This is a genomic window from Acinetobacter sp. CAU_H_29a_1, assembly GCF_058599505.1.
Window position 1 is genome coordinate 1,979,843 of sequence record NZ_CM178655.1, and the last position, 24,447, is coordinate 2,004,289.

Here is a 24,447-nt window from a genome sequence, read left to right on the forward strand (position 1 = left end):
AAGTAAAGGTCTAACACGATATCAACCAAGATATCCTATGATAAGAATTCTTAAAAAAGGAAAACAAAATGATCGCTACACTTAATAAATCTAAAACTGCGCTAACAATTAATCGTCAAGAATTCAAATTGGCATTAGAAAAAATTGGCGCAGGAATTGATAAACAAATAGCCTCGCTTAAAAAAGCTAAACAAAGCTATGACCCTGCGGAAATTGCACACGAGGTCATTGGTGAAGTAAACATATTTGAAGCGATTATTGAGGGCTTTAACGAAGCAGAAAGCACTAATCTAAAACTAGCAGATATAACCAATCTTGATACAGCACAAGGTTGGGTGGATGACTTTTTAGAAAAGTATTCTGATAAATAAACCCTAAGCATGGCTTGAGGTTGATAAGGCGAATTTAAGATGAATAAATTTGACTATATAAAATTAGGGCTACTCTGTGCAGTCGTAACCCTTTGCTGGGTTTCAATGATTTTTTAAACTGCGAACCCGACGCAGCCCTTTAGAACAGATCGGGTGGAGATGTGAATGAGACAAGAAACAAAAGAGGCTTTGGCTATTGAGTTAACCAAAGCTGTGATTAATGAACGATCTAAGAATGAAAGTGCTTTTGATATCACTGATGCAGAATTATGGGTCCATGTATACTTGGAATCCTTGAAGCAAATCGAAAGGGGTTATGATGAGCAAACAAGTGATCCAGGTATATGGCAAAAATTAGTAGACTAGTCACTAATATTAGCTTTATATCCATGCTTTTTAAAAAACTTAGCCATGTGCTTCTCAAATTGAGGCACCTTGCTTTCACAAACATGTACTGTGATTTTTTTAACTTTTTTAATATTAATAAATTCATCTACAGCATTAATGTCAGCAATCCGCTGATTTATATCTTTGTTGCTAAAGTCACGATCATTTGGACTTAAAAGCTTCAATCTAGCTTCTTTTTTTGATTTATTACTCATAACAAACTCCACCCAACCCACCCCAGCGGTGGGTTTTCTTTTGTCTATTTAATCTCAATTTACCAATTTAGTAAAAATATTTTTAATAATTTTACCTTGCAGGTATTTACTTTATTTTACCCCACAGGTATATTTTATCTCACAGACATTAAAAAAGCGCACCGACCTGAGAAATCTAATGCGCTTTTGCAAATTGCGAGATCAATTATGAACAAAACCTTATCCCCTTTCAATACCATCAAGATATCTCTTGGTGTAACTGCTGTAACAATGGGTGCACTCGCTTTCGCATTCAATCCTGAGCCTAAGGCTGCACAACCTATCGTTGCCAACGTAGCCCCTTCTGAATATCAGCTTCTTGCATTACGCATGACTGGTGATAACCACGGCGAAGCGATTATTCGTTTAGATGGTTTCCGTGTTACTGCACGTTTTGAAGTTGAAGCATTTAAAGACAGCTACGGCGTACCGGGTAGCGAATTCACCGCTGTCGACGTAACCAGCCTTGATGAAGTGACCGTTTCAGATGCCCTAGGCAATCCATACAGCGATTTCACAAACCACATCGACCATCAGAACTTCAATGCCCTCATCAAAGGCTATATCGAAAAACATCGTTTAGTGGAGGCAGGCTAATGACTACTTCTACTCAAAAGTTTTCTGAGTTCATCAGCCAAGATGACGAAGGCAACATCCGTATGCGTCTAGGCCATTCAACATACTTTGAAAAAGGTCGCCATATCTATGTGGTCAATAAAGATGGTACCGAACAGCTAATCACGCTTGAGGTTCATGTTTCCAAGCCTTGGATCCGTGAAAACTTTGAACGTGAACGAGCTTTCCAGCGTAAGAAGAACTTAGCAATCGCCCTACAACGTACACATATTCCACTTCGTGAACGGCGTGAGTATAAGCGTCGCGTAGGTTGGGTTGGTGCTCGATAGCAACCAATCCTCCCCTTTAAATAATGAATAGTGAGTAATGAATAATGAGTATTGCAACTTTAATCCTTGGCCAGTCTGGTACTGGCAAATCTACAAGCCTAAGAAACTTGGACCCGCGAAATGTGCTGTTAATTCAAGTAATCAAAAAGCCGTTACCGTTTCGTTCACCTAATTGGAAATACATCACACCTGAAAACAAGCAGGGTTCAATTTTGGTCTCTGATAATCCTCAATTCATCATTAATGTAATTAATGGATCTAAGCGCCCAATCATTATTATTGATGACTTTCAGTATGTTATGGCGAATGAGTTCATGCGTCGCAGTTCTGAAAAGAGCTTTGATAAGTTCACCGAGATCGGCCGCAATGCATGGGATGTGTTCAACGCAGCAATTAATGCCCATGACCATAAGCGCGTATACCTTTTAAGTCATACCGAAGAAGACGCTCAGGGTAAAACCAAGATCAAAACTATTGGGAAGATGCTAGACGAGAAAATCACTCTTGAGGGCATGGTAACCACTTGCCTTCAGACTGCGGTGATTAATGGTCAATACGTATTCCAGACTAAAAACAATGGAAATTCGACTGTTAAGTCCCCTGATGGCTTGTTTGAAACTGACCATATTGAAAACGATTTAAACCATGTGGATGTGGCGATTTGCGAATTCTATGGCATCCCAAACCCTCAAATTCAAACACAAGACCAATCTGCTTAATAACCTAAATTTAAACTTGGAGTAACACTCATGAATCAGCAATACAAACAATTTGGCTTTAACCCTGACTCAGCAAAGCAAGCAGACAGCAGTCTACGTATTGAAGAAGCTGGTAAATATGTTGGTGTGATTAAGCATATGGAATTTATCACAGCGAAATCAGGTACAACTGGTTTTGAAATTGAATTTGAAACAGACAATAAAGAATCTGCTTCATTTTCTATTTGGACCGAGAAAAAAGACGGTACTCCATTGGGTGGAGTTCACAAAATTAATGCTCTGCTCGCTTGTGTAGGGGCTCGTGGTCTAACACCAACAAATGCACCTTTAGAGAAATATGACTTTGACGCTAAAGAGCGTATTACTAAAAATTGTGTAGTAGCCCCTGAAGTGGCTAACCAGCGTATTGGTTTTCTTCTGCAGCGTGAAAACTACCAAAATGACAACGGTGAATGGAAACACCAGATGAATTTCTTCTCTTGTTTTCACGCTCAAAGTGAGTTGATGGCCAAGGAAATTATTGAACGTAAAACTACACCTGAAGCACTACCAAAATCACTTGCTTCGCTTATGTCTAACCCTATCACGACACGTAAGCCTAAAAACAACAATGGTGGTGGCTACCAACAAAATAATGGTGGTGGTTATGGTGGAAGTAACCAGGGTTTTAACCAGAACAATGGTTACAACCAAGGAGGGTTTGATGGTTATTACAATGATGTGCCACCAGTATTAGGTGCCAACCAGCAAGATGATTTTCCGTACTGAGGTTAATTGGCTATGAATGCATTGATTTTAGACACAGAAACTCACGACCTGAATGGTTACCCAATTGAGATTGCTTACGCACCTTGCTCTTTTGAGCAAGGGGTGTTGGTAATCAACCAAGGGGAAGTTTTTGATGAGTACTTCTCATGCCCTGAGCCTATCGCTCTGGGTGCTTTAGCAACGCACCACATTCTTGAAACTGATATTGCTGAAAAGCCAAGCTTTGACACCTTCAGGATGCCTCAAGGTGTTCAATACCTGATTGGACACAATATTGATTATGACATTAAAGCTATTCAGAAATGCCAGCCAGACTTCACTGTCAAAGGTATTTGCACGTTGGCTTTATGTCGCATGGTATGGCCCGACCTGCCCCACACACTAGGCGCTACGTACTACCACGTTATGGATGATTTGGAGCTTGCACGAAAACACCTTCGACATGCCCACAATGCTAAAGCAGACATCTATTTCACTGGTGTAATTCTAAAAACATTAGTAGAGCAGCTTGGAATTAAAGACATGAATTCACTTTTCATCATGTCAGAAACTGCCCGTATACCGAAGTACATAACTTTTGGAAAGCATAAAGGCACAGCAATTAAAGACCTTGATCCAAGTTACGTGACTTGGTTGCTACGTCAAGATGACTTAGATCCTTACCTACGTAAAGCAATTGAGGTGGAGTGATGGAAATTCGCATATATGTGAAACGCGGTTAAATGAATATTTCGAGCAATTATTTGCGCAATTTTAATAATAAATCAGGATTTTGCGCAGATGTTTGCTCAGGAGAGTGTGATGGATATTAAAAAATTAAAAGCTGAATTTGAGAAGCTTAAATATGTTGAGGAGAAGCTCGAGTATCTTAACTTTGACGAGCACTTGGGTTGTTATGTTGAGAAGAATAACGGTATGCCTGTTGGATTGGCGGCATGGGTAAATGGCGCGCTTTATGGATTCAATCAAGCAGCTACAGCCCAAGCGGTGCCTGAGTGGATTTCAGTTAAGGATAAGCTACCAGGGTTTAATCAAAGTGTGCTGAGTTGCGATGGTTTCGAAACCTGCGTGGCTGAATATCTTGAGTCCTGCAAAAATGAGTATGGTGTTTTTTTTGAAGAAGGTTTTTGGATTAATGGTGCAGCAAGTATTTTTGAAAATGTGACCCATTGGATGCCCCTACCTGAAGCGATCGAAGCACAGGAGCAAACCCATGACTAACCTCCAACACATCGCCCAAGACCTTGCTGAAGAATTCGCACCACTTGTTATAGGTCAATCAGGCACAACCAAGACATTCACGGCGGAGCAAGCCTCTGCCCTTTATCACATCCTTGTAAGTTTTGGATATAAAGATGAATGCAAGGGCTTGGACACCAAATTACCGTTTGAGTTAATTGATATTAAGAAGGAGGTATCTTAAATGGCTCGTTTAACTAAAATCGATAAAATGTCTGCATGCGAAAAAAAGGCCGTCATTAAAGATTTTCGCAATGCTCCGCCTGAAGCGGATTTTCCACCCGAAGCCATTGCACTAACCTTTCATATTTCACTGGCTTGGCTGCAAAAGAAAAGATGTGAAGGTGGTGGAATCCCCTTTTCAAAACCGACAGCTAAAACAGTACTCTACCGAAAAAGTGATGTTTTAGAATTTATGGACAGCAACCGGCTCCAACACACAGCCTAATAAAAAGCCCTCAGTTGAGGGCTTTATTTTTGAATATGATTTTACGCCAATCTCAACTTTAAATAAGCTTTTCAAATTGAATCGGCGAATAACCACATTTTTTATTCATAACGACGCAGACCGTATGTGACAAAATCTTTCTGATAAAACGATGCGATAAGTGCCATAAATCTCTTGCCCTTACTTTTTGAATATTAAAGCGATCAGTTAATTGACCAATGACCGTTTCAATTTTCCTTCGTGCTCTCATAAGCAACCTCATTGATTCTTGAGATCTAGAGTCCGGCATATTCTTTCTTAAAGGAGTTTGTAGATCAACATACTGAAATTTATAGTATTCTTTCAAGCTGGGTCTTAAGTAACCTTTATCTGCACCTAGTAACCCATGAATATTTTCTGTGATTTCTGGTGCAACATCACGCTCATCTACATTTGCTGGAGCGAAAGTATAGCCAGTAATCATACCCTCCAAATTAATTACAAGATGCCCTTTAAAACCATAGTATTTCTCTTGTTGTGCAGCACAATAACTAAAACCTGCATGTTCTTTGAAATTCTTGTGTCTTTTTGCTCGACTATAACGACAAACAGGTATAGGAAATCCATCAATAAAATGAATATGATCCTGACCATAATGTGCAGTTAATTGGGCTGTGATTTTTTGATGAACTTGCCATAAGTTTGCACAATGCTTACAAAAGTTAGGATATGAACCTAAATGAGGGAACCAACTTAAGTAATTGTTTTTAAAAAACATCCATATGCTTTTATCCGTATCCATTTTGAGACACTCACCAACAATTTGCATTGTGATAATTTCAATATCGGTTAAAGCAGGTGGAAAACCACGTTTTCTTAATGGTTCAGAGACTATAGTTGGGTAAATTTCCTCTATGATTAAATAGACAATGATGATAAATTCTTCAGTGGACATAACTGTAATTTTATTTTCATAGACGGATTTAAAATGAGGTTATGTCCTTTTTATTTCAATGACTTAAAAAGTTGAGATTGGCGTATATGATTTTATATTTTAGTAAGTCTACTTAGAGTCTACAAATTGGAACCACAAGTAGACTCATTGTAGACGCTAGAGCTATTTCCGTAGATCGTAATAGATAGTCAGATATTGCAATATGCTGTAAATATAGGTGTTTGAGGATTATTTAAGATGCAGGATATTGCGAAATATTGTATGGAATTGCGAATTTTATAGGAGAATTTAGAATTATGAGTCCGCTGCTCTAACCAACTGAGCTATAGGCCCTAATATGCTGAATTTGTTATATATCAACAAGTTCAGGCGAAATGAATACTAGCGAAGATTTTTTCAAAAGACAAGCTTTTTCATACATGGTTGTACACTATCCAAACAATCAGGGAAATTTACATCATCAAACTGACATATCAGGTCTTTCACGATCTTTGAGTTACATACTAAGACTCAAAAGCACTTATAAATACTAGAATAATAAAATTTAATTAAATTGGATAAAAACTAAATACTGGCTTCTTTTTTTTTTCGTGACTCAATGAAAAACTCAACAATTGACCATAAAACAACCAAAATAAAGAGAATTATTGCACATACAAAAGTCGAAAGATAAGCCATTTTAACAATCCTGAACTTTGTTAAACCAAAGTTAAAGTGTGAAAATGCACACTTTAATCTTAGACCAAAGTCTAATCCGTCATTTCGATTATGAATAGTAGTATTTTCATTTTCACCATATTTATTTTCTATTTGATTAGATTTAAAACATCTTAATGCTCCATTTCTACCCTCACCTTGTTCAACTACTTAGGATTCAAGCCGATTCATAAAAGTGGCAAGTACAACCAAGTAGGACTTGACTCAAACCGCAAACAAGCAGACATTAGCCTCTTTAAAAAACACTTGTATTTTTATGCTCATGTTAAAAAAATTCATTGGTGAGTCTGCGTTTAAACTCGCAGGCTGGAAATATCATGTAGAACCAAACGTTTTGGAAGACAAGCAAGTCATTATTGGATTTGAACATACTTCTATGTTGGATGCTGTCTTGTCACTGGCAATTTTTCAAATCTACGATATGAAAATCCATACCCTGATTAAAAAAGAATTATTCAAAGGGCCAATGAAGCCCATACTCGAAGCCATTGGTGGTATCGCGGTCGATCGTAAGTCAAATAAAGACATTGTGTCTCAAATGGTTGAACACTTTAGCCAAAATGAAAAATTCAATTTAGTCATTGCACCTGAAGCGACACGTGCCAAATCAGGTGAAGTACGTAAACCTATTCGTACTGGGTTTTGGCATATTGCTAAAGCAGCAAATGTGCCTATTGTGCTGATGTACGCGAACTCAAAAACCAAGCAAGGTGGTATTTTTGGAAAAATCTACCCAACAGACCTAGATCATGACTTAGCGCTTATTAAAGCACTTTATAAAGAGCATGTTGGTTTAGATATTGAGATTCCAGAACCTAAAACTGCTGCACAATAAGGTCGTTTAATTAACCTAAAAGAATGTGAAGACGCTATTCTTTTAGGTCTCTGTAGGTGTTTCCCAACAGTTAATTTTTAAAGTGAACTGCCTCACAGGGTAAATTTTAAATAACTGGCTTTATTTCAAACAATTTTAATTCTTTTTTTGTTTGTTCAGGCTATTTTCAGAAAAACACCTACTTTCGCATAAAAAAGTGCTTATGGTAGAATTTGCACAATTTGATAGGCACAAAGCCAATCTACAAGGAGCATATTTCGCATGGCGGGTCATTCCAAGTGGGCCAATATTAAGCATCGTAAAGCAAAACAAGATGCTAGCCGTGGTAAACTTTTTACCAAATTTATTCGTGAATTAACAACTGCTGCAAAGCTTGGCGGTGGTGATGCTGCAAGCAACCCACGTCTTCGTGCAGTTGTAGAAAAAGCACTTTCTGTGAATATGACACGTGACGTCATCAACCGGGCAATCCAACGTGGTGCTGGTGGTGAAGATAACGATGATTTAAAAGAAATTACCTACGAAGGTTATGGTGTTGGTGGAGTTGCAGTTATTGTAGAAACTATGACTGACAACTTAAACCGTACTGTACCAGATGTCCGCCACTGTTTCTCAAAAACAGATGGTAACTTAGGCACAAATGGTTCAGTTGCTTTCTTGTTCACAAAACGTGGTGAGATCACTTTTGAAGATGTATCTTTAGAAGATCAAATCATGGACGTGGCACTTGAAGCCGGTGCTGAAGATATCGAAGTGGATGAAGATGAAATCTTAGTCATTACTACACCTGAATCTTTTGGTGATGTACAAGATGCTTTAACTGCTGCAGGTTTAAAATCGGACAATGCTGAAGTGGTCATGAGCCCTTCAACTAAAGCCGAAATCACCGATATCGATCAAGCCAAAAAGATTATGAAAATGATTGATATGCTTGAAGATTTAGATGACGTACAAAACGTATATACCAACGTTGAATTCTCTGACGCAGTATTGGCAGAATTAGACGCTTAATCTACTGCTTTATAAAAATGCGTTCTCAAACATAACTTTGAGAGCGCATTTTTTATGGCTGATTGAATACACTTTCAATAAATTTGGCTTTTTAAAATCGATATTCATCCATCATTAAATGTTGGCTGTCTTGCTTTAGTTGGTTACACGCCGCCACTAATTTTTGATTTTCCAACAAGCGATCACGAAAGATCAGAAAACTTTACCACGGAGCGTTTTTCACGACCAATTGAATAGTAACATCATCCTGCTGTAGCACCTCTAACATACAGCTCATGTGCTCTTCTGGTACTAGGGCTAAAATTATGGCTGATAATATGCAAACTTTTGAAAGTAGGAAGCCTACTACTCATTAGACTCATACAAGTTCAGCGTGACTTAGACTTTGCTCAACAAACCACTACAGTTAAAAACGTTATATTCTTTAATCACAAAGCTTGAGTGCAGTGCCACCACATGTTCGATTTTACCAATGCGTTTGAGTAAAATATCACTATAGTTTTCCATATCTCTTGCCACAACTTCAACAATAAAGTCTGCCGACTGCCCTGTCACTAAAAAGGCATTGGTTACTTCAGGAATATTTTCTAGCTCTTCCAAGAACTTGGAAAAAGTGTCGGTATCATGTTTACTCAAAGATACTTGTAGCAAAACATGTAGACTAAAACCGAGCTTTTGATAATTAATATCACGCTTAACTTTGGTCATAATGTCGTTATCAATGAGGTGCTTAATACGACGATGTACTGAACTAACCGATAGATTAATACGCTCTGATAATTCGTTTAGATTGATATCTTCATTACTTAAAATTTCTAAAATTTGCTTATCAAAACGATCTAATTCCATTATTTAACTCTCATGACAACTTATGTTTATAGGTGTTTATTTCATATTAAGCATTTCAAATGAAAGATAAAGCTTATTTGCAGTTTTTTTTCATATATTTTCAGATTAATAAAAAGATATCAGCTTTTTTAGACAAAGAGTGCCATGATCTTTTACAAAGTTGCAAATCAACTGAGAAAATTTCTATTCAGCTTCTATAAATCATGATATTGAAAATACAAGAAAGGCAAAGGCTGTCTCTATCACACATCACCTTTGCCTTGTTTGACTTGAGCTTATCTTAAACGCCGCGCCAGTCGACTCGAGCATTGCGCTCGGTTTGATAGACTCTTAAAACATACTGCCCCAAAGGTAAATTGGTTAAATAGGTTTTATAAGCACTAAATTCTTCAGATAGACTTTCCTCATGATCTTTTTCCCAAGGTGTCCCTTTAATTTCCAGCACAGGTGCTAACATCGAACATACAGCAATATCCGCCAAACCTAAACGATCCCCGACAAAGTAACGTCCATGATTAGCAATTAACTTCTCATTCAATACTCCAATTAAACGCTGCATTTCGGCTTTGGAATGCTCTATTTTCTCTGCATTCAACTCATAGCCTTTCGACATCAAAGTTTTCATTAAAGGTTTGGTGTATTTTTCAAATTTACGTAAATAGCCCTTTTCACCCAACATAATCTGTAGCGATTGATCGTTATCGGACAATGCATGGGCCAACCCCCAACGACGGACATGCAATCCCAAGTCGTTGGCTAACGCATTAACATCTAAAGCTTCTTTACGAAGCTGTGCTTCATTACGTAACAGTCGATGTTCTGGATAACGCTCATCCAGATATAACGCAATCTCGGTGGTATCAGCGACCCATTTGTCTTGATCACGCAGAATAGGCAATTTATTTTGCCCTGTCTTTAACTGTGCAAAAGCCCGATGAACGCCAGGCACCACATTTTGTGCGACAAAATCTAGCTCTTTATGATCGAGCAACCAGCGAGCTTTCTCACAAAAATGAGATAAAGGAAACTGGTATAAAGTTCTCATAAATGCTCCACATTTATTTTTCTATTTTGGCTTTTCAGAAAAGCCATCTATTTCAGTTGGATACTTTAGTCACTGTATTTAGGATTTACAATGTACTTTTTACTCAAAACTGCCTAGAAAATTTTCAATAGCCTTTATCAAATTTATACGTTTTTTTCTCTACAATATCTCAAATCTTGATAAGCAAGGCTTTAATCATACTATTCACCCCTTCGTTAAATTAGTTATTCCTTATTTTTCAAATGCTTAACATATTATCTAAATGATTAAACTTAGCATATTTTATTTTTAACTTTTTAGCTGCTAAGTAATTCAAAATCCTTCATTTAATCATTCAAGCAATCCCAAGTAGCGTATAGGCATTAAGTAAAGGTGCTTTTATGTCTCATACACTCTCTAAAAATATTCACGTGATACAAAATGATCAGGATGCGATTAATGCAGCCTATCATGTCGCTGACTTTGCCTTAGAAGGTCGGGATCAACGTGATCAGAACCGTCAGCTTCCTTTTGCTGAAGTCGAGTTATTTAGCCAAAAAGGATTAGGCGGTATTCGTATTCCTCAAGCTTTTGGAGGCGCATTTGTTTCCAACAAAACCTTAGCTCAGGTTTTTCGCATTATTAATAAAGCCGACTCAAGTGTCGGTCAAATTCCACAAAACCAAATTGCGCTGCTCAACATGATTGATATCTTGGGCAGCGAACAACAAAAACAGTTTATTTTTAATGAAATATTAAACGGTAAACGCCTTGCCAATGGCGGCCCTGAACGAAATACCAAAGACACTAAAACTCTGAGTACAGCATTAAACATTGAAAATGGTCGTTATTATGTCGATGGTGAAAAGTTCTACTCTACAGGCAGTAGCTTTGCCCATTGGTTAGCTATTAAAGCCATTCACCCTGAAGGATATGTGGTACTGACGCTTGTTGATGCCACAGCACAAGGCATTGAAGTCATCGATAACTGGAACGGTTTTGGTCAGCGTACAACTTCAAGCGGCACAGTAAAATTACAACGGGTTGAAGTCGATCCACTACTTATTTTTGATGAGCGGAAACTGGTTGAAGACGTCAATTATCGTGGTGCTTTCTCGCAGTTAATGCAAGTTGCGATTGATGTCGGTATTGCAGAAGCTGCATTTGAAGATACTTTGTCAGCAGTTAAAAAAGCCCGACCGATTGTCGATGCACAAGTTGAGAAAGCCAGTTTTGAACATTACATCTTACAAGAAGTCGGCAAATCCGCTGTCCTGTTAGATGCCGCTATCCTACTGCTCGATGAAGCTGCTGAATATTTAGATGAGCTCGACCAACTGAGCGTTGTCAGTACCGAACAAGCAGCTAAAGCCTCTATTTTAGTCGCCGAAGCGAAGGTCTATGCTAACGATGCTGCACTACAAATTTCTGAAAAACTCCTAGAGCTTGGCGGCAGTCGTTCGAGCCTAAGCCAACATAATTTAGATCAACATTGGCGCAATGCACGTGTGCATACCTTACACGACCCGATCCGCTGGAAGCTGCATGCACTGGGTAACTATTATTTGAACAACACTTTCCCTGCTCGCCACGCTTGGATTTAAGGAGAACGTTATGACTTCATTTCAACCTATTCTTCCACTTCAATCCCAAAACGCGGCATATGCACATATTATTCAAAGCGATGCCGAAGCCTTAGAGATTGCCAAAAATTTAGCTGAGCAGTTTAAACATCAGGCCATCCAACGCGATGCTGAACGAATTTTGCCTTTTGAGGAAATCGAAGCCTATAGCCAATCTGGGCTTTGGGCTATTACTGTTCCGAAGGAATTCGGGGGCGCAGATGTTTCCAGTTATACGGTCGCGCAAATTATCGCATTAATAAGTGGTGTAGATGGTTCGATTGGACAAATTCCCCAGAACCATTTCTATGCCTTAGAGGTTTTACGTAACAACGGTACTGAACAACAAAAGCGTAAACTCTATGCAGAAGTGCTCAGAGGGGCACGCTTTGGTAATGCCTTGGCAGAGTTTAAAACTAAAAATACAACACAAAAACAAACTGCACTCAGCCAAACTGAACAAGGCTATGTGGTCAATGGTGAAAAGTTTTATTGCACAGGTAGTCTGTTTGCAGACCGCATCCCCACTTTAGTCAAAGATGCCGATGACAAAGAGTTTCTGGTCTTTATCCCACGGAGTAGCCAAGGACTCGAACTGATTGATGATTGGTCGGGTTTTGGTCAACGTACCACAGGCAGCGGTACAGTCAAATTCAATCATGTCGCTGTAGATGCTGAAGATATTGTTCCTTTCGATACCGCTTTTTCTAGACCGACTCTGGTTGGGCCTTTTGCTCAAATTATGCATGCTGCCATTGAAACAGGCATCGCGCGTGCTGCTTTTGAGGAAACACTGGTTCGTGTGCGTCAGGCTCGTCCGTGGATTGACTCTGCTGTTGAACAGGCAACCGATGATCCTCTAACACAGTTTGAACTGGGACGAGTAATTGCCGATGTTCGTGCCAGTGAAGTCTTACTCAAACAAGCGGCTCGCTCAATCGATGCAGCACGTCCTTATCCAACCATAGAAAACATTGCTAAAGCATCACTGGATGTAGCGAAAGTTCGTGCACACAGTACAGAAACCGCATTAAAAGCCGCTTCGAAATTGATTGAACTGGCAGGCAGTCGTGGTAGTCAGCGTGAAGATGGCCTAGACCGCTTTTGGCGTAATGCACGTGTTCACACGCTACATGATGCGTCACGTTGGAAATATTACTTCATTGCCAATTATCTTCTTAATGGTGTACTTCCGCCACGCAGAGGGACATTGTAATGACATTATCATCTCAAAATAACAAGTCGAAGCAAATCATCCTGAATGCCTTTGATATGAATAGCGTAGGTCATATCAATCACGGTTTGTGGACACACCCACGCGATGAGTCACATCGTTTTAATGAACTCAGCTATTGGACCGATTTGGCGCAAACTTTAGAGCAAGGTTTATTTGATGGGTTGTTTATCGCCGACATTACGGGTGTCTACGATGTTTATCAAAACGGTCTGGATTTAACCCTAAAAGAGTCAATTCAGCTTCCAAGCCATGACCCAAGTACACTCGTTTCTGCTATGGCTGCCGTTACACAGCACTTAGGTTTTGGCGTCACTGTAAATTTGAGCTATGAGTCGCCTTACCAATTTGCACGACGCTTTGCGAGCCTCGACCATCTAACAAACGGTCGTATTGGGTGGAACATTGTCACGGGTTACTTAGACAGCGCAGAACGGTTAATTGGTCAAAAAGGTTTAAAAGATCACGACTTGCGTTATGAACAAGCTGAAGAGTTTATCGAACTTTGCTATAAATTTTGGGAAGGTTCTTGGGAAGACGATGCCATACAAAAAGATAAATTAAACCGTGTCTTTACCGATCCTTCAAAAGTTCATGCCATACAGCATCAAGGCAAATTCTTCCAAAGTCAGGGCATTTTTCAGGTTTCCCCATCTATACAGCGGACACCTGTACTTTATCAAGCGGGCGCTTCAAGTAAAGGCTTAGCCTTCGCAACTCAACATGCTGAAGCCATGTTTATTGGTGCTGACACGCCTGAAAAACTGAAACAGCAAGTCGATAAGATTCGTGCGCTTGCATTAAGCCATGGGCGTGATGAACAAGCCATTAAACTCTTTGTTGGCATTAGTGTAGTGACTGCAGAAACGGACAAACTCGCACAAGAAAAACTCGCCGAATATATTCGCTATGCCAGTCCAGAAGCAGGTTTGGCACATTTTTCAAGTTCAGTTGGAATAGATTTATCACAGTTTGCAGATGATGAAGCGATTCCTTATAAACAAACCAATAGCATTGCCTCGGTCAATAACAAATTTAAAGAGCAAAAAGTTACGCGAGCGGATTTAAAAGCCCAGCATGTACTCGGTGGACGCTATCCACTGATTGTCGGGAGTGGAAAAACTGTAGCAGAAAAACTCATTCAGCTCTTAGATGAAACTGGCGTAGATGGCTTTAATCTCACACGAACCGTTGCCCCAGAGTCACATCAAGACTTTATTCGTTGGGTCATCCCAGAGTTACAAGAGCGTAGCCGTTATAAAACCGCCTATGAAACAGGTAGTTTACGCCACAAATTATTCGCTCAAGGTGACCGACTGGCCGCAAACCACCCTGTACAGCAGTATCGATGTCAAAGCTCGTGCTCTCATCCTAAAACACCGCAAAAACAAACCGCATAAATTTTAAAATACGAGAAATATCATGGCTCAAACTGCAAAAACAAAATTTACCGTTATTGGGGTAATTGTCGCTGCCATCGTCATTGCACTGGTGGCGTGGTCTTATCATAAAAAATCGAGTAACTCTGAACTGGTGATTGGGATCAGCCCACCCTTTGCCAGTCCATTAAAGGTGGCTGTGGAAGAAGCAAAACAGCAAGGCATCAACGTCAAACTGGTCGAGTTTTCGGATTGGAATACCCCCAATATCACGCTCAACCATGGTGATATTGATGCTAACTATTTTCAGCATCAGCCCTTCTTAGATAACGCTATCAAAGAAACCCTATTTAAACTAAAAGCACTGGATAAAGGCGTCACCACACACGTCGGTTTATATTCAAAAAAATATGACTCGATTGCTGCGATTCCTGAAAATGCACGTACAGTTATTCCAAATGATCCAGTGAATCAAGGTCGTGCGCTTTTACTGTTACAACAGGCTAAATTGATTAGCTTAAAAGATCCAAACAATCACCTATCCAACCTGCAAGATATTGTGAGCAATCCTAAAAAGCTCCAGTTTATTGAAGTTGAAGGTCCACAAACTGCACGTGCCGTTGATGATGCTGACTTGGTCTTTAGCTATCCACATTATTTACGTCTTGCAAAAACCATCGACCCAAATGATGCACTGATCTTAGATGACAACACCAATACCCTGTATTCGATTTTATTTGTGGTGCGTGACGACTACCAACAGCAACATCCAGAGAAAGCCGCGCAACTTGAAAAGTTCATCAAGATTTATCAAACATCAGACAAAGTTAAACAGACTTTGAATAGTGAAATTGGTGAAAAACTTTGGTTCCCAGGTTGGAAGTGAGTATAAGCCATGACGCAATCTTTCACTCAAAATCGAAAAAAATGGCTGATTGGCTTAAGCATCATCGTGGCAATTTTTGCTCTAGCGGGTTACCGCTATAGCAAAAGCCATGCACAAGATGATGTCTTAACGATTGGTATTAGCCCACCTTATGCCGAACTGCTGCAAAGCGTGGCAGAAGATGTAAAAAAGCAAGGCATTCAAGTCAAACTGGTTGAATTCTCTGACTGGCATGCGCCAAATGTTGCTGTGCAAAATGGTGACATTGATGCCAATTTTTTTCAGCAAAGTGTCTTTCTACGCAATGCGATTCGCGAAACAAATTATGATCTGCATGCATTCGCCACAGGAACAGGAAGTCATGTCGGACTGTATTCAAAAAAATATAAGTCCTTAGATGCACTACCAACTCAAGCACGTGTGGTCATCCCCAATGACCCTGTAAACTCGGCACGTGCTCTAATTTTACTACATAGCGCAGGTTTGATTCAGCTCAAAGACATCAACAATGAACTGTCTACCGTAAAAGATATTGTGAGCAATCCTAAACAGCTTCAGTTTATTGAAGTCGAAGGCCCACAAACTGCCCATGCGTTTAATGATGCCGATTTAATTTTTGGCTTCCCGCATTATTTAAAAATGGCCAAGGTCACAGATCCGCATCATGCCCTTTTTCTTGATCCGATAGACAAGAAATACGCCATTTTATTTGTGACACGTAAAGACTATCCAGATCAAAACCAAAAACTTGCGACTTTTGTGCAAGCATTCCAAAACTCAAAACACGTTCAAGAAATTTTAGATCGTGATTTTGGCCAAGGTCTGTGGTTTGAAGGCTGGAAATAAGGAGAAAAAGAATGGTCAGCTTTGGTTCTCATGTGGATTTTTCAATTCCACATATCAAAATTCGTAACTTAAACAAACATTATGCAGTACAAGGTCAAACTGTACATGCACTCAAAAATATTGACCTAGACATCCCGACAGGGAAAGTGTTTGGCATTATTGGCAAAAGTGGTGCAGGTAAATCTTCCCTGCTCCGCACCTTAAATGGTTTAGAAAGTATCAGTGAAGGTCATATTCATATTCATCAGCAAGACTTGGCAGCATTGAACCACGCTGAGCTGATTCAGCTCCGCCAACGCATTGGTATGATTTTCCAGCATTTCAATTTAATGTCTGCCAAAACAGTCTATGAAAATGTTGCACTACCCCTCAAAGTGGCCAATTATCCCAAGCAAGACATCGAACAACGTGTCAACGAAGTTCTCCAATTGGTCGGGCTAAGCGATAAGGCACAGCATTACCCATCACAACTGTCTGGCGGTCAAAAGCAGCGCGTCGGCATTGCTCGTGCATTGGTCCACCATCCTGAAATTTTACTCTGTGATGAAGCGACATCTGCACTTGATCCAGAAAGCACCTCTGTGGTGCTGTCCTTACTCAAAGAGATTAATCAAAAGTTGGGTATTACCATTGTATTGATTACCCATGAAATGCAAGTGATTCGGGAAATATGCGATCAGGTCGTGGTCATTGATGGCGGTGAAATTGTGGAATCAGGCGAAGTTTGGTCTGTGTTTTCTCAACCACAGCAAGGCATTACCCAAGAACTACTGAATCTAGAACAACTCGATTTGCCCTTTCGCTTGAATGCTGAACCTACGCAGCTCGATACACATGCCATTTTCAAAATTCGCTCAACGTCAGATGCGCATCATCCCCCTGACTTAAAACATATTTTGGATCATTTCCCACAAACTGTGCATTTGTATCAAAGTCAGGTCGACACCATCCAAAACCATTTAATTGGAACATTGGTTATTGCTGTCCCCACACTGGGCTTAGAAATTCAATCACTACTACAAAAACTAAAAGCACATGTGACACATGTAGAGGTACTGGGCTATGCACGACCAACTCATTGATTTATTACTGACAGGCACTATCGACACCTTAATCATGGTCGGCGCATCTGCGTTTTTTGCCTTACTCATTGGTCTGCCAATGGCAGTGGTTCTGGTCAGTACCTCTGAGCATGGCATTTATCCTTCCAAAAGTATTAACCATAGCTTAGGCTGGTTGGTGAATATCACCCGTTCCGTTCCCTTCCTGATTTTGATGGTGGCCCTCATTCCACTCACACGTTGGATTGTAGGCACCAGTTATGGTGTTTGGGCAGCAGTTGTCCCTTTAACCTTAGCAGCAACACCCTTTTTTGCACGAATTGCAGAAGTCAGTTTACGCGAAGTAGATCAAGGGCTGATTGAGGCTGCGCAAGCTATCGGCTGTAACCGTACTCAAATCATTTGGCATGTGTTGTTACCTGAGGCGCTACCAGGAATTGTCGCGGGTTTTACTGTAACCATTGTGACCATGATTAACTCCTCTGCCATTGCAGGCGCAATTGGTGCTGGTGGTTTAGGCGATATTGCCTATCGTTATGGTTATCAGCGTTTTGATATGCAGATCATGTTGGCCGTGATTGTCGTGCTCGTGATTTTGGTGATGTGCGTGCAAGCAATTGGAGACAATCTGGCAAATCAACTCGATAAGAGGAAAGTTTAATCCCATCTCCACATAAAGTAGAGTTCTATACTGTCCACTTAAGTTTTTTAGCCCCTCCTTTTTCTAAGGAGGGTGTCTCAATATGAAGTTCACTACTCATTTATAATCGCTTTTGATTTATGACAGCAATCTAATCAACTGAATCAACATTGTTTTTCGTTCAAATTTACATAGAAAATATAGCTCTTAATATACAGATAAAAATGAATAAGCTATAACGTATACTCAAGACTAAATAAGAATAACTACCCCAATATGCATCATTCCCCTAAAATTAAAGTACTCGCTTTCGACATCTTTGGAACTGTCGTGGACTGGCATTCTTCAATCGTTCAAGAAGTGGAACGTCTAGCCTTGAACATCGATGCCAACCAATTTGCATTAGACTGGCGAGCAGGCTATCGACCTGCAATGGATCAGGTTTTGTCAGGTCAGCAGCCGTGGACCTCCATTGATGATATTCACCGTCTCATTTTGGATGAGCTTTTAGTGAAATATCAAATATCTACACTGTCCGAAGCACAAAAGAATGATTTAAACTTTATTTGGCATCGTCTCAACCCTTGGCCAGATACAGTCGCTGCACTCAATCAATTAAAACAAGATTATATTATTTGCACCCTTTCAAATGGCAACCTTCGCTTATTAGTCGATCTGGCAAAGTACGCAAAATTGCCTTGGGACACTATTTTCTCTGCTGAAAATTTCAAAGCCTACAAACCCTCTCCCAAAACCTATTTAGGTGTCGCAGACTTACTTAATGTCGCACCGAGGCAAGTGATGATGGTGGCCACCCATCAAGATGACCTTGCCGCAGCGCGTGGCTGTGGACTACGGACAGCTTATATTGAACGCCCCTTTGAATATGGTGCAGCTCAATTGAAAGACTCTAGTCCTTGCATAGACAATAATCTACATGCAACTGACCTCTTAAATCTGGTTTCTTTATTAAAAGAAAAGGCTTAAAAGGCTCATACATAAGGCTTAAATGAGGAAGTTCTGCCCACAACATGATTTACAACTTTGATTCTTCTCCCCTGAGACCTGACTTTGTCATGGCTTTCATGTAAAATCACTGGCAATTTTTATATAACACGTTGTGAGTTATTTCATGGGTTTTAATTGCGGTATTGTCGGCTTGCCGAACGTTGGTAAATCTACACTTTTCAATGCATTGACTAAAGCTGCTATTGCTGCTGAAAACTTCCCATTCTGTACCATTGAACCAAACACAGGCATCGTTCCTGTACCAGATCCACGTTTAGACAAATTAACAGCGATTGTAAAACCTCAACGTGTGATTCCAACGACGATGGAATTTGTAGACATTGCAGGTTTAGTTGCGGGTGCATCTAAAGGTGAAGGCTTGGGGAACCAATTTCTTGCAAACATCCGTGAAACGGATGCGATTGCTCACGTTGTACGTTGTTTTGAAGATGAAAACGTCATTCACGTTAACGGTAAAATTGACCCGCTTGATGACATCGCAACTATCAATACGGAACTTGCACTTGCTGACTTAGAAACTGTGACAAAAGCAGTGACTCGTTTAGCAAAATCTGCAAAAGGTGGCGACAAAGAAGCGCTTGCAACCAAAGCGGTTTTAGACAAAATTTTACCTTTACTTGATGAAGGCAAACCTGCTCGTGCAGCTGACCTAGATGATGACGAACGTAAATTGGTTCGTGGTTTTGGATTAATGACTTTAAAACCAACCATGTATATTGCGAACGTTGCAGAAGATGGTTTTGAAAATAACCCGCATTTAGATGCTGTGAAAAAACTTGCAGCTGAAGAAAATGCAATCGTCGTTCCGCTTTGCAACCAAATCGAAGCCGAGATTTCACTGCTTGAAGATGAAGACCGTGCTGAGTTCCTTGAAGCTTTAGGCATGGAAGAGCCAGGTCTAAACGTGGTAATTCGCGCAGGCTACGGTCTTTTAGGTTTACAGACTTACTTCACAGCAGGTGTACAAGAAGTTCGTGCTTGGACCGTTAAAGTGGGTGCAACCGCACCACAAGCGGCCGGTGTGATCCACACTGACTTCGAAAAAGGCTTTATCCGTGCTGAATGTGTTGCTTATAACGATTTCGTTCAATACAACGGTGAAGCAGGCGCGAAAGAAGCAGGTAAATGGCGTTTAGAAGGTAAAACGTACATCGTTCAAGACGGTGATGTTCTACACTTCCGCTTTAACGTATAAGTCGTTCCGAGTATAAAAAAACCCGATACCCATCGGGTTTTTTTATAAGCTTAAATCAAGCTTAAAAATAGCATTAAATAACATATGAACACCTGATCCGTTTGGATCTCACACAATATTCTAACTTCTATTCTTTTACATTATCGCTAATTTAATCACAGGCACTAATGCCTTCATTGAACAAACGAAAATGAAAAAGATCAGCACATTTATTGCAGCAGGTTTATTCACAACGCTTAGCGCTACAGCATTTGCATGCCCACAAGGAGCAACACTGTCGGGTGGTACAGGTGCAAATCATAAAGGTGGTAAGTGCGTCGCAACCATGAACGTGACGAAACATGATCAGGCAATGAAACAAGCCAAAACGGCCAAACACGATCAAGCCATGAAACAGGATAAAATGGTGAAACATGATTCAATGAAAGCCAATGATGTGACCAATAAATCCCATAAAGATGCTCATGCTTCAAACCCGAATACACCCAAAGCTCAACCAGATATACATAAAGTCGCGAAGACATCTTAAAACAGCATAAAAAAAAGCCAGTGAAATTCACTGGCTTTTTTATCGATAAAATAATTCAGTTAATGTGATGTCACAGAGACATGTTTATTATCCATTGCAGCACGCTGTTTACGCGCTTCATCTAACATGCGTTGTTCAATGTCTTTTCTAAAACCAAGCATAAACACCATTTCCGCCAAAACAAATAGTGGACCAATGGCTAGGCCAATCACATCATCCATAAAGGCTGGTTTTTTCTTCTCATAGAAATGCCCGACAAACTGAAACGCCCAGCCGACAAGAAAAATACCAATACTGAGACTTAACCAAAGCCCCAAATCAAACTGTGCAATTTTATACGCCAATGGATAAGCCATGGCATAGATCACTAGCATGATCACACCAAAAATTCGATCTAAGCTTAAGTAGTAAACAATACTCGCTAATATCAAAACCATCGCCAAGGTAATTTCAAAACTGCCAATAGTCATGCCAGCTCTTGCGGTTAAACACATAATTGAAAACACAATCAGCGGAATCCCCACAAAGTGGGTCACGATATTTTTATGATCAAGATGATAAGCTGCATACTGACTTAATAATTTTTCTAATTTACTCATACTGTATTTCCTTATTGCATGATATTGATCACGATATAGAATAACTTTAAAGGAAAACAGCCCATCAAGTTGTCGTCGACCTGACAAGTTGCTCGATCAATCACGAAAGGACGCGGAATGCTGGAAGTTCAACATCAACAACAATTACTCAATAACAATTGGTTCGCCAAACTACCACACGCCTATCAACAGTATATTGTGCAACATGCCAAATATATTAACGCTGCAAAAGACCATGCTGTTTTTCGCTCAGGAGATTTATTTGATGGCATCTATGCAGTCTTGAACGGCGCAATTCGTTTAGGTCACGTCGACATTGAAGGTAAAGAAGCCGTTGCAGCAATCGCTGAACCGATTATGTGGTTTGGAGAAATTTCGTTAATAGATCAGCAACCGCGTTCGCACGATGCGATTGCTATTCAAAAAAGCACCCTGCTCCATCTGCCTAAACGCGATGTTGAGGCGTTTATCCAAGCCACCCCAGAATTTTGGTTTCATATTGCACAGCTTGCTTCACAGAAGTTACGCCTCGCTTTTTTAGAACTGATCGCAATCCAAAGTCAAAATATCAGTCAACGACTGGCTCAACGCTTACTGTTTATTTTAAGCGGTTATGGCAACCATCTGTCGATTACCAATGATGAAATCCATTTATCACAGGAGCAACTGGCTCAAATGCTGATGTGTTCACGCCAAACCATCAACCAAGAACTTCAAAACTTAGAAAAACAAGGAATACTGGCAATTGCTTTTAAAAAGATTAAGATTTTAGATCCTGCAATGCTGCATAAAATGGCACATAGCTCAGAATAGACAATCAAGCGTGCTCCTTAAGAGCGCAATTCAATATAAAAAAGATGTATAAAAATATTGCTACACGGCGTAACGTCTTGACTATTTTTCTCAACGACTTTGGACTGCTGTGGCAGCATTTGACCAATAATTAATGTAAACATCACAACAACTAATTTTTTAAATTAACCCTTAAAATTCGACTTAATTCCGATATTTTACTGCAGTGGGTAATGTACTATTTTTATTATATTTTTCATTAAAGCTCTAACCATAAAAAAGCGAGTTTTAAAAACTCGCTTTTGGTCACACTATGTAGGTCTTAGACACCCACTTTTTTAGGGTCAGTATTGCCTAAACTTGGGTTATCAATTGCGCCCCGACATTGTGCTTTATCACGTTCATAATCGCTCTGTTTCTGTGCAACAGTTGAAGAACCGTCTAAGGTCTCACGTGCCCACACTTCTAAACTGGTCAAGGCCTTACGACACAGTGCGTATTTCCCTTCGGTCACTGAGTCTGTCATTTTGACATTGATACGCCAGTCCGTACTGAGTTTACGTGCAGGATGACGGACTTTGGCTTCAATCTGATCCAGTTGCTTGTTATAGACTAAGCCATCTACTTCATTGATAAACACCCAAGCACGCTGGGCATATTCCGTCGCGTCATTGGTAATTTTTGGCGCAGCCTTAATTTCTACTTTTTGTTCAGGAGCTTGCTCTGACTGCCCACAAGCTTGCAAAAGTAAACTGCTTACAATGATTGCAGTCAGCCCTAAAGTACGTAATTCGAGCTTCAACATGGTTAAACGCCTCAACAAACAATTGGGCACTATGCTAGTGAATTCAGTTACAATACACAATCAATTTTGACCTATTGATAAAGTCTTCTTCAAGGTGTGTTGTGTCCGAACTTAATCCCACTCCTGCGCAAGCTGCTGGCTTTTGGCAAGGGGCTAAGGATAGCCAAGCGATTATCTTTACCTATCTACCTGTTTCTTTTGCCTTTGGTGTATCTGCAACCCAGTTTGGCTTTAGTGCATGGGAAGCTTTATTTTTATCTTGCTCAATGTATGCAGGGGCCAGTCAGTTTTTAGTGGTTGCACTATTGGGTAGTGGTACGTCTATTTGGATGACTGCCCTCACTGTAATTGCCCTAGATATTCGTCACTTACTCTATGGCCCTGCGCTACAAAACTTAATTCAAGATAAACTAAACCTAAAGAAAACTGCTATTTGGTCATGGGGGCTAACCGACGAAGTTTTTGCCTCAGGCATGATTAAACTGTCACAACGTCGCCAAGAGTGGTCTGAGTCTTGGATGCTGGGCTTAAGCCTGTTTAGTTGGCTCGCATGGGCTACCGGTTCTTTTCTAGGGGGAATGTTTGCAGACCAAGTCAGTCATTTACCCCAGTTTTTACAAGCCGCTCTAGACTTTCTATTACCTGCACTGTTCTTAAGTTTCTTATTGGCAGCATTTGAAAAGAAACACACTTTTGTGGTGGCTGTGACCATTCTTGTATCTGCCATTGCCTGCTATTTTATTGACTTATCTGCTGCAATTTTTATTGGTATCAGTTCGGGTATATTTGCAGGTTTGTTTAAGCACTATGTACTGAAAAAACCAGACCCTGAACATATGGGAGGTCAACCATGAATATCGAAATTATTTTGGTCGGCATTTTAGTGGGTATTGCAAATTTTGCCTCACGCTTTGGCCCATTCTTCGTCATTCAAAAATTCCAGCAAGGTTCACAAAAGCGCGGTGCCTTATGGTTAAAAATTGCATTGGGTTCGATTGGTATTGCAGCAATTAGTTCGATGCTGGTAGTTGCGACCTTGCCACCATTATTAGACACACCCAATAAAAGTTTTGCCATGTTGGTCGGCTTCATCGTCTTGGCTGGGCTTTATTTCAAGTTTAAGCAAATTGTCCCCGCTACACTCACCGCAGCACTGAGCTATGGTTTGGTTTATACCTATATTCCTCTGCCTTTTTAACCCATATCTTGCATCCATCAAAACTTGAAGCCCTCAGCTGTGCAAGTCATTTCCAGCTTGATTGGAAAAGTTTATTTAGCATCCTTTTGCATGAAAATTTTGACTTTGGAATACACCGCTTTATAAAAAAAATTGTTGGACAATATCATTAATTTATGTGAATGAACCCTG

31 protein-coding genes are annotated in these 24,447 nt (G+C 40.0%); 25 read left to right on the forward strand and 6 right to left on the reverse strand.

All coding sequences use genetic code 11. The features are described 5' to 3' along the window. Nucleotides 1-68 precede the first annotated feature (68 nt). Together AC4MDD_RS09860 and AC4MDD_RS09865 are read left to right on the forward strand one after the other, a co-directional pair. Complete coding sequence (locus AC4MDD_RS09860) at nt 69-371, forward strand: hypothetical protein (protein WP_491881532.1); 303 nt, start codon at nt 69-71, stop codon at nt 369-371. A gap of 165 nt (nt 372-536) precedes the next feature. Further along, nucleotides 537-737: a hypothetical protein gene (locus AC4MDD_RS09865; protein ID WP_131230202.1), complete on the forward strand. Its 201-nt coding sequence runs from the start codon at nt 537-539 to the stop codon at nt 735-737. Here the strand turns inward: AC4MDD_RS09865 and AC4MDD_RS09870 are convergent. Then, complete coding sequence (locus tag AC4MDD_RS09870; RefSeq protein WP_131230200.1) at nt 734-973, reverse strand: hypothetical protein; 240 nt, start codon at nt 971-973, stop codon at nt 734-736. The genes AC4MDD_RS09865 and AC4MDD_RS09870 overlap by 4 nt on opposite strands. A gap of 207 nt (nt 974-1,180) precedes the next feature. Between AC4MDD_RS09870 and AC4MDD_RS09875 the strand changes: the two genes are divergently transcribed. The 8 genes from AC4MDD_RS09875 to AC4MDD_RS09910 all read left to right on the forward strand — a co-directional run bounded on the left by AC4MDD_RS09875 (nt 1,181) and on the right by AC4MDD_RS09910 (nt 5,091). Further along, entirely contained in the window at nt 1,181-1,609 is a 429-nt protein-coding gene (locus AC4MDD_RS09875) for a hypothetical protein (RefSeq protein ID WP_491881533.1), read from the forward strand. Further along, nucleotides 1,609-1,917 (forward strand): hypothetical protein, encoded by a 309-nt coding sequence (locus AC4MDD_RS09880; protein WP_394999286.1) that lies wholly within the window; start codon nt 1,609-1,611, stop codon nt 1,915-1,917. Before AC4MDD_RS09875 ends, AC4MDD_RS09880 begins: the two co-directional genes overlap by 1 nt. 44 nt (nt 1,918-1,961) lie before the next feature. Continuing rightward, nucleotides 1,962-2,636, forward strand: coding sequence for a hypothetical protein (locus tag AC4MDD_RS09885; protein ID WP_058869364.1), 675 nt, complete (start codon nt 1,962-1,964; stop codon nt 2,634-2,636). A 30-nt stretch (nt 2,637-2,666) separates the two neighbouring features. After that, nucleotides 2,667-3,404, forward strand: a complete 738-nt coding sequence (locus AC4MDD_RS09890; protein ID WP_491881534.1) for a hypothetical protein — start codon at nt 2,667-2,669, stop codon at nt 3,402-3,404. Nucleotides 3,405-3,416: 12 nt separating this feature from the next. Beyond that, nucleotides 3,417-4,094, forward strand: coding sequence for a 3'-5' exonuclease (locus tag AC4MDD_RS09895; protein ID WP_491881535.1), 678 nt, complete (start codon nt 3,417-3,419; stop codon nt 4,092-4,094). 111 nt (nt 4,095-4,205) lie between these two features. After that, complete coding sequence (locus tag AC4MDD_RS09900) at nt 4,206-4,625, forward strand: DUF551 domain-containing protein (RefSeq protein WP_491881536.1); 420 nt, start codon at nt 4,206-4,208, stop codon at nt 4,623-4,625. After that, complete coding sequence (locus AC4MDD_RS09905; RefSeq protein ID WP_171263857.1) at nt 4,618-4,827, forward strand: hypothetical protein; 210 nt, start codon at nt 4,618-4,620, stop codon at nt 4,825-4,827. Before AC4MDD_RS09900 ends, AC4MDD_RS09905 begins: the two co-directional genes overlap by 8 nt. Next, nucleotides 4,828-5,091, forward strand: a complete 264-nt coding sequence (locus AC4MDD_RS09910) for a hypothetical protein (RefSeq protein WP_004693415.1) — start codon at nt 4,828-4,830, stop codon at nt 5,089-5,091. 58 nt (nt 5,092-5,149) lie between these two features. Here the strand turns inward: AC4MDD_RS09910 and AC4MDD_RS09915 are convergent, their stop codons facing one another. Continuing rightward, nucleotides 5,150-6,025: an IS982-like element ISAba825 family transposase gene (locus AC4MDD_RS09915; RefSeq protein ID WP_000102417.1), complete on the reverse strand. Its 876-nt coding sequence runs from the start codon at nt 6,023-6,025 to the stop codon at nt 5,150-5,152. A 979-nt stretch (nt 6,026-7,004) separates the two neighbouring features. Here AC4MDD_RS09915 and AC4MDD_RS09920 point away from each other — a divergent pair. Next, nucleotides 7,005-7,577 (forward strand): 1-acyl-sn-glycerol-3-phosphate acyltransferase, encoded by a 573-nt coding sequence (locus AC4MDD_RS09920; protein WP_490450753.1) that lies wholly within the window; start codon nt 7,005-7,007, stop codon nt 7,575-7,577. A gap of 261 nt (nt 7,578-7,838) precedes the next feature. Then, nucleotides 7,839-8,588, forward strand: coding sequence for a YebC/PmpR family DNA-binding transcriptional regulator (locus AC4MDD_RS09925; RefSeq protein WP_004693421.1), 750 nt, complete (start codon nt 7,839-7,841; stop codon nt 8,586-8,588). Between the two features lie 378 nt (nt 8,589-8,966). Here AC4MDD_RS09925 and AC4MDD_RS09930 read toward each other — a convergent pair whose 3' ends face one another. Next, entirely contained in the window at nt 8,967-9,437 is a 471-nt protein-coding gene (locus AC4MDD_RS09930) for an Lrp/AsnC family transcriptional regulator (protein WP_004693423.1), read from the reverse strand. Nucleotides 9,438-9,717: 280 nt separating this feature from the next. Further along, complete coding sequence (locus AC4MDD_RS09935) at nt 9,718-10,482, reverse strand: glutathione S-transferase family protein (RefSeq protein ID WP_491881537.1); 765 nt, start codon at nt 10,480-10,482, stop codon at nt 9,718-9,720. Nucleotides 10,483-10,862: 380 nt separating this feature from the next. On the opposite strand from AC4MDD_RS09935, the gene AC4MDD_RS09940 reads away from it, so the two are divergent. The 10 genes from AC4MDD_RS09940 to AC4MDD_RS09985 all read left to right on the forward strand — a co-directional run bounded on the left by AC4MDD_RS09940 (nt 10,863) and on the right by AC4MDD_RS09985 (nt 20,882). After that, entirely contained in the window at nt 10,863-12,065 is a 1,203-nt protein-coding gene (locus AC4MDD_RS09940; protein WP_491881538.1) for an SfnB family sulfur acquisition oxidoreductase, read from the forward strand. Nucleotides 12,066-12,075: 10 nt separating this feature from the next. Continuing rightward, nucleotides 12,076-13,299: an SfnB family sulfur acquisition oxidoreductase gene (locus AC4MDD_RS09945; RefSeq protein ID WP_491881539.1), complete on the forward strand. Its 1,224-nt coding sequence runs from the start codon at nt 12,076-12,078 to the stop codon at nt 13,297-13,299. Further along, complete coding sequence (locus tag AC4MDD_RS09950) at nt 13,299-14,717, forward strand: LLM class flavin-dependent oxidoreductase (RefSeq protein ID WP_491881540.1); 1,419 nt, start codon at nt 13,299-13,301, stop codon at nt 14,715-14,717. The genes AC4MDD_RS09945 and AC4MDD_RS09950 overlap by 1 nt, the downstream gene beginning before the upstream one ends. A 22-nt stretch (nt 14,718-14,739) precedes the next feature. Continuing rightward, nucleotides 14,740-15,582, forward strand: a complete 843-nt coding sequence (locus tag AC4MDD_RS09955) for a MetQ/NlpA family ABC transporter substrate-binding protein (protein ID WP_491881541.1) — start codon at nt 14,740-14,742, stop codon at nt 15,580-15,582. A gap of 9 nt (nt 15,583-15,591) precedes the next feature. Then, the gene (locus AC4MDD_RS09960; RefSeq protein ID WP_491881542.1) at nt 15,592-16,428 is read left to right on the forward strand and encodes a MetQ/NlpA family ABC transporter substrate-binding protein; all 837 of its coding nucleotides are present in this window, start codon (nt 15,592-15,594) and stop codon (nt 16,426-16,428) included. Nucleotides 16,429-16,439: 11 nt separating this feature from the next. Then, nucleotides 16,440-17,510 carry a methionine ABC transporter ATP-binding protein gene (locus AC4MDD_RS09965; RefSeq protein WP_491881543.1) on the forward strand — a complete coding sequence of 357 codons (1,071 nt, stop codon included), beginning with the start codon at nt 16,440-16,442 and terminating at the stop codon, nt 17,508-17,510. Continuing rightward, complete coding sequence (locus AC4MDD_RS09970) at nt 17,491-18,150, forward strand: methionine ABC transporter permease (protein ID WP_004693438.1); 660 nt, start codon at nt 17,491-17,493, stop codon at nt 18,148-18,150. The genes AC4MDD_RS09965 and AC4MDD_RS09970 overlap by 20 nt, the downstream gene beginning before the upstream one ends. 255 nt (nt 18,151-18,405) lie before the next feature. Continuing rightward, nucleotides 18,406-19,116 carry a haloacid dehalogenase type II gene (locus AC4MDD_RS09975; protein ID WP_491881544.1) on the forward strand — a complete coding sequence of 237 codons (711 nt, stop codon included), beginning with the start codon at nt 18,406-18,408 and terminating at the stop codon, nt 19,114-19,116. A gap of 145 nt (nt 19,117-19,261) precedes the next feature. Beyond that, nucleotides 19,262-20,353 carry a redox-regulated ATPase YchF gene (gene ychF, locus AC4MDD_RS09980; RefSeq protein WP_004693442.1) on the forward strand — a complete coding sequence of 364 codons (1,092 nt, stop codon included), beginning with the start codon at nt 19,262-19,264 and terminating at the stop codon, nt 20,351-20,353. Nucleotides 20,354-20,543: 190 nt separating this feature from the next. Next, nucleotides 20,544-20,882 (forward strand): hypothetical protein, encoded by a 339-nt coding sequence (locus AC4MDD_RS09985; RefSeq protein ID WP_078426512.1) that lies wholly within the window; start codon nt 20,544-20,546, stop codon nt 20,880-20,882. A gap of 59 nt (nt 20,883-20,941) precedes the next feature. Here the strand turns inward: AC4MDD_RS09985 and AC4MDD_RS09990 are convergent, their stop codons facing one another. Then, nucleotides 20,942-21,481, reverse strand: coding sequence for an Mpo1 family 2-hydroxy fatty acid dioxygenase (locus AC4MDD_RS09990; RefSeq protein WP_078390125.1), 540 nt, complete (start codon nt 21,479-21,481; stop codon nt 20,942-20,944). 117 nt (nt 21,482-21,598) lie between these two features. Here AC4MDD_RS09990 and AC4MDD_RS09995 point away from each other — a divergent pair, with 117 nt between their 5' ends. After that, nucleotides 21,599-22,294 (forward strand): Crp/Fnr family transcriptional regulator, encoded by a 696-nt coding sequence (locus tag AC4MDD_RS09995; protein WP_490450764.1) that lies wholly within the window; start codon nt 21,599-21,601, stop codon nt 22,292-22,294. A 301-nt stretch (nt 22,295-22,595) separates the two neighbouring features. On the opposite strand, the gene AC4MDD_RS10000 is transcribed toward AC4MDD_RS09995, so the two are convergent. Continuing rightward, nucleotides 22,596-23,078 carry a hypothetical protein gene (locus AC4MDD_RS10000; protein ID WP_178928627.1) on the reverse strand — a complete coding sequence of 161 codons (483 nt, stop codon included), beginning with the start codon at nt 23,076-23,078 and terminating at the stop codon, nt 22,596-22,598. Between the two features lie 101 nt (nt 23,079-23,179). Here AC4MDD_RS10000 and AC4MDD_RS10005 point away from each other — a divergent pair, with 101 nt between their 5' ends. Further along, nucleotides 23,180-23,932 carry an AzlC family ABC transporter permease gene (locus AC4MDD_RS10005; protein WP_062034766.1) on the forward strand — a complete coding sequence of 251 codons (753 nt, stop codon included), beginning with the start codon at nt 23,180-23,182 and terminating at the stop codon, nt 23,930-23,932. Continuing rightward, nucleotides 23,929-24,276, forward strand: a complete 348-nt coding sequence (gene ygaH, locus AC4MDD_RS10010) for an L-valine transporter subunit YgaH (RefSeq protein WP_491881545.1) — start codon at nt 23,929-23,931, stop codon at nt 24,274-24,276. The genes AC4MDD_RS10005 and ygaH overlap by 4 nt, the downstream gene beginning before the upstream one ends. The last annotated feature ends 171 nt before the right edge of the window (nt 24,277-24,447 follow it).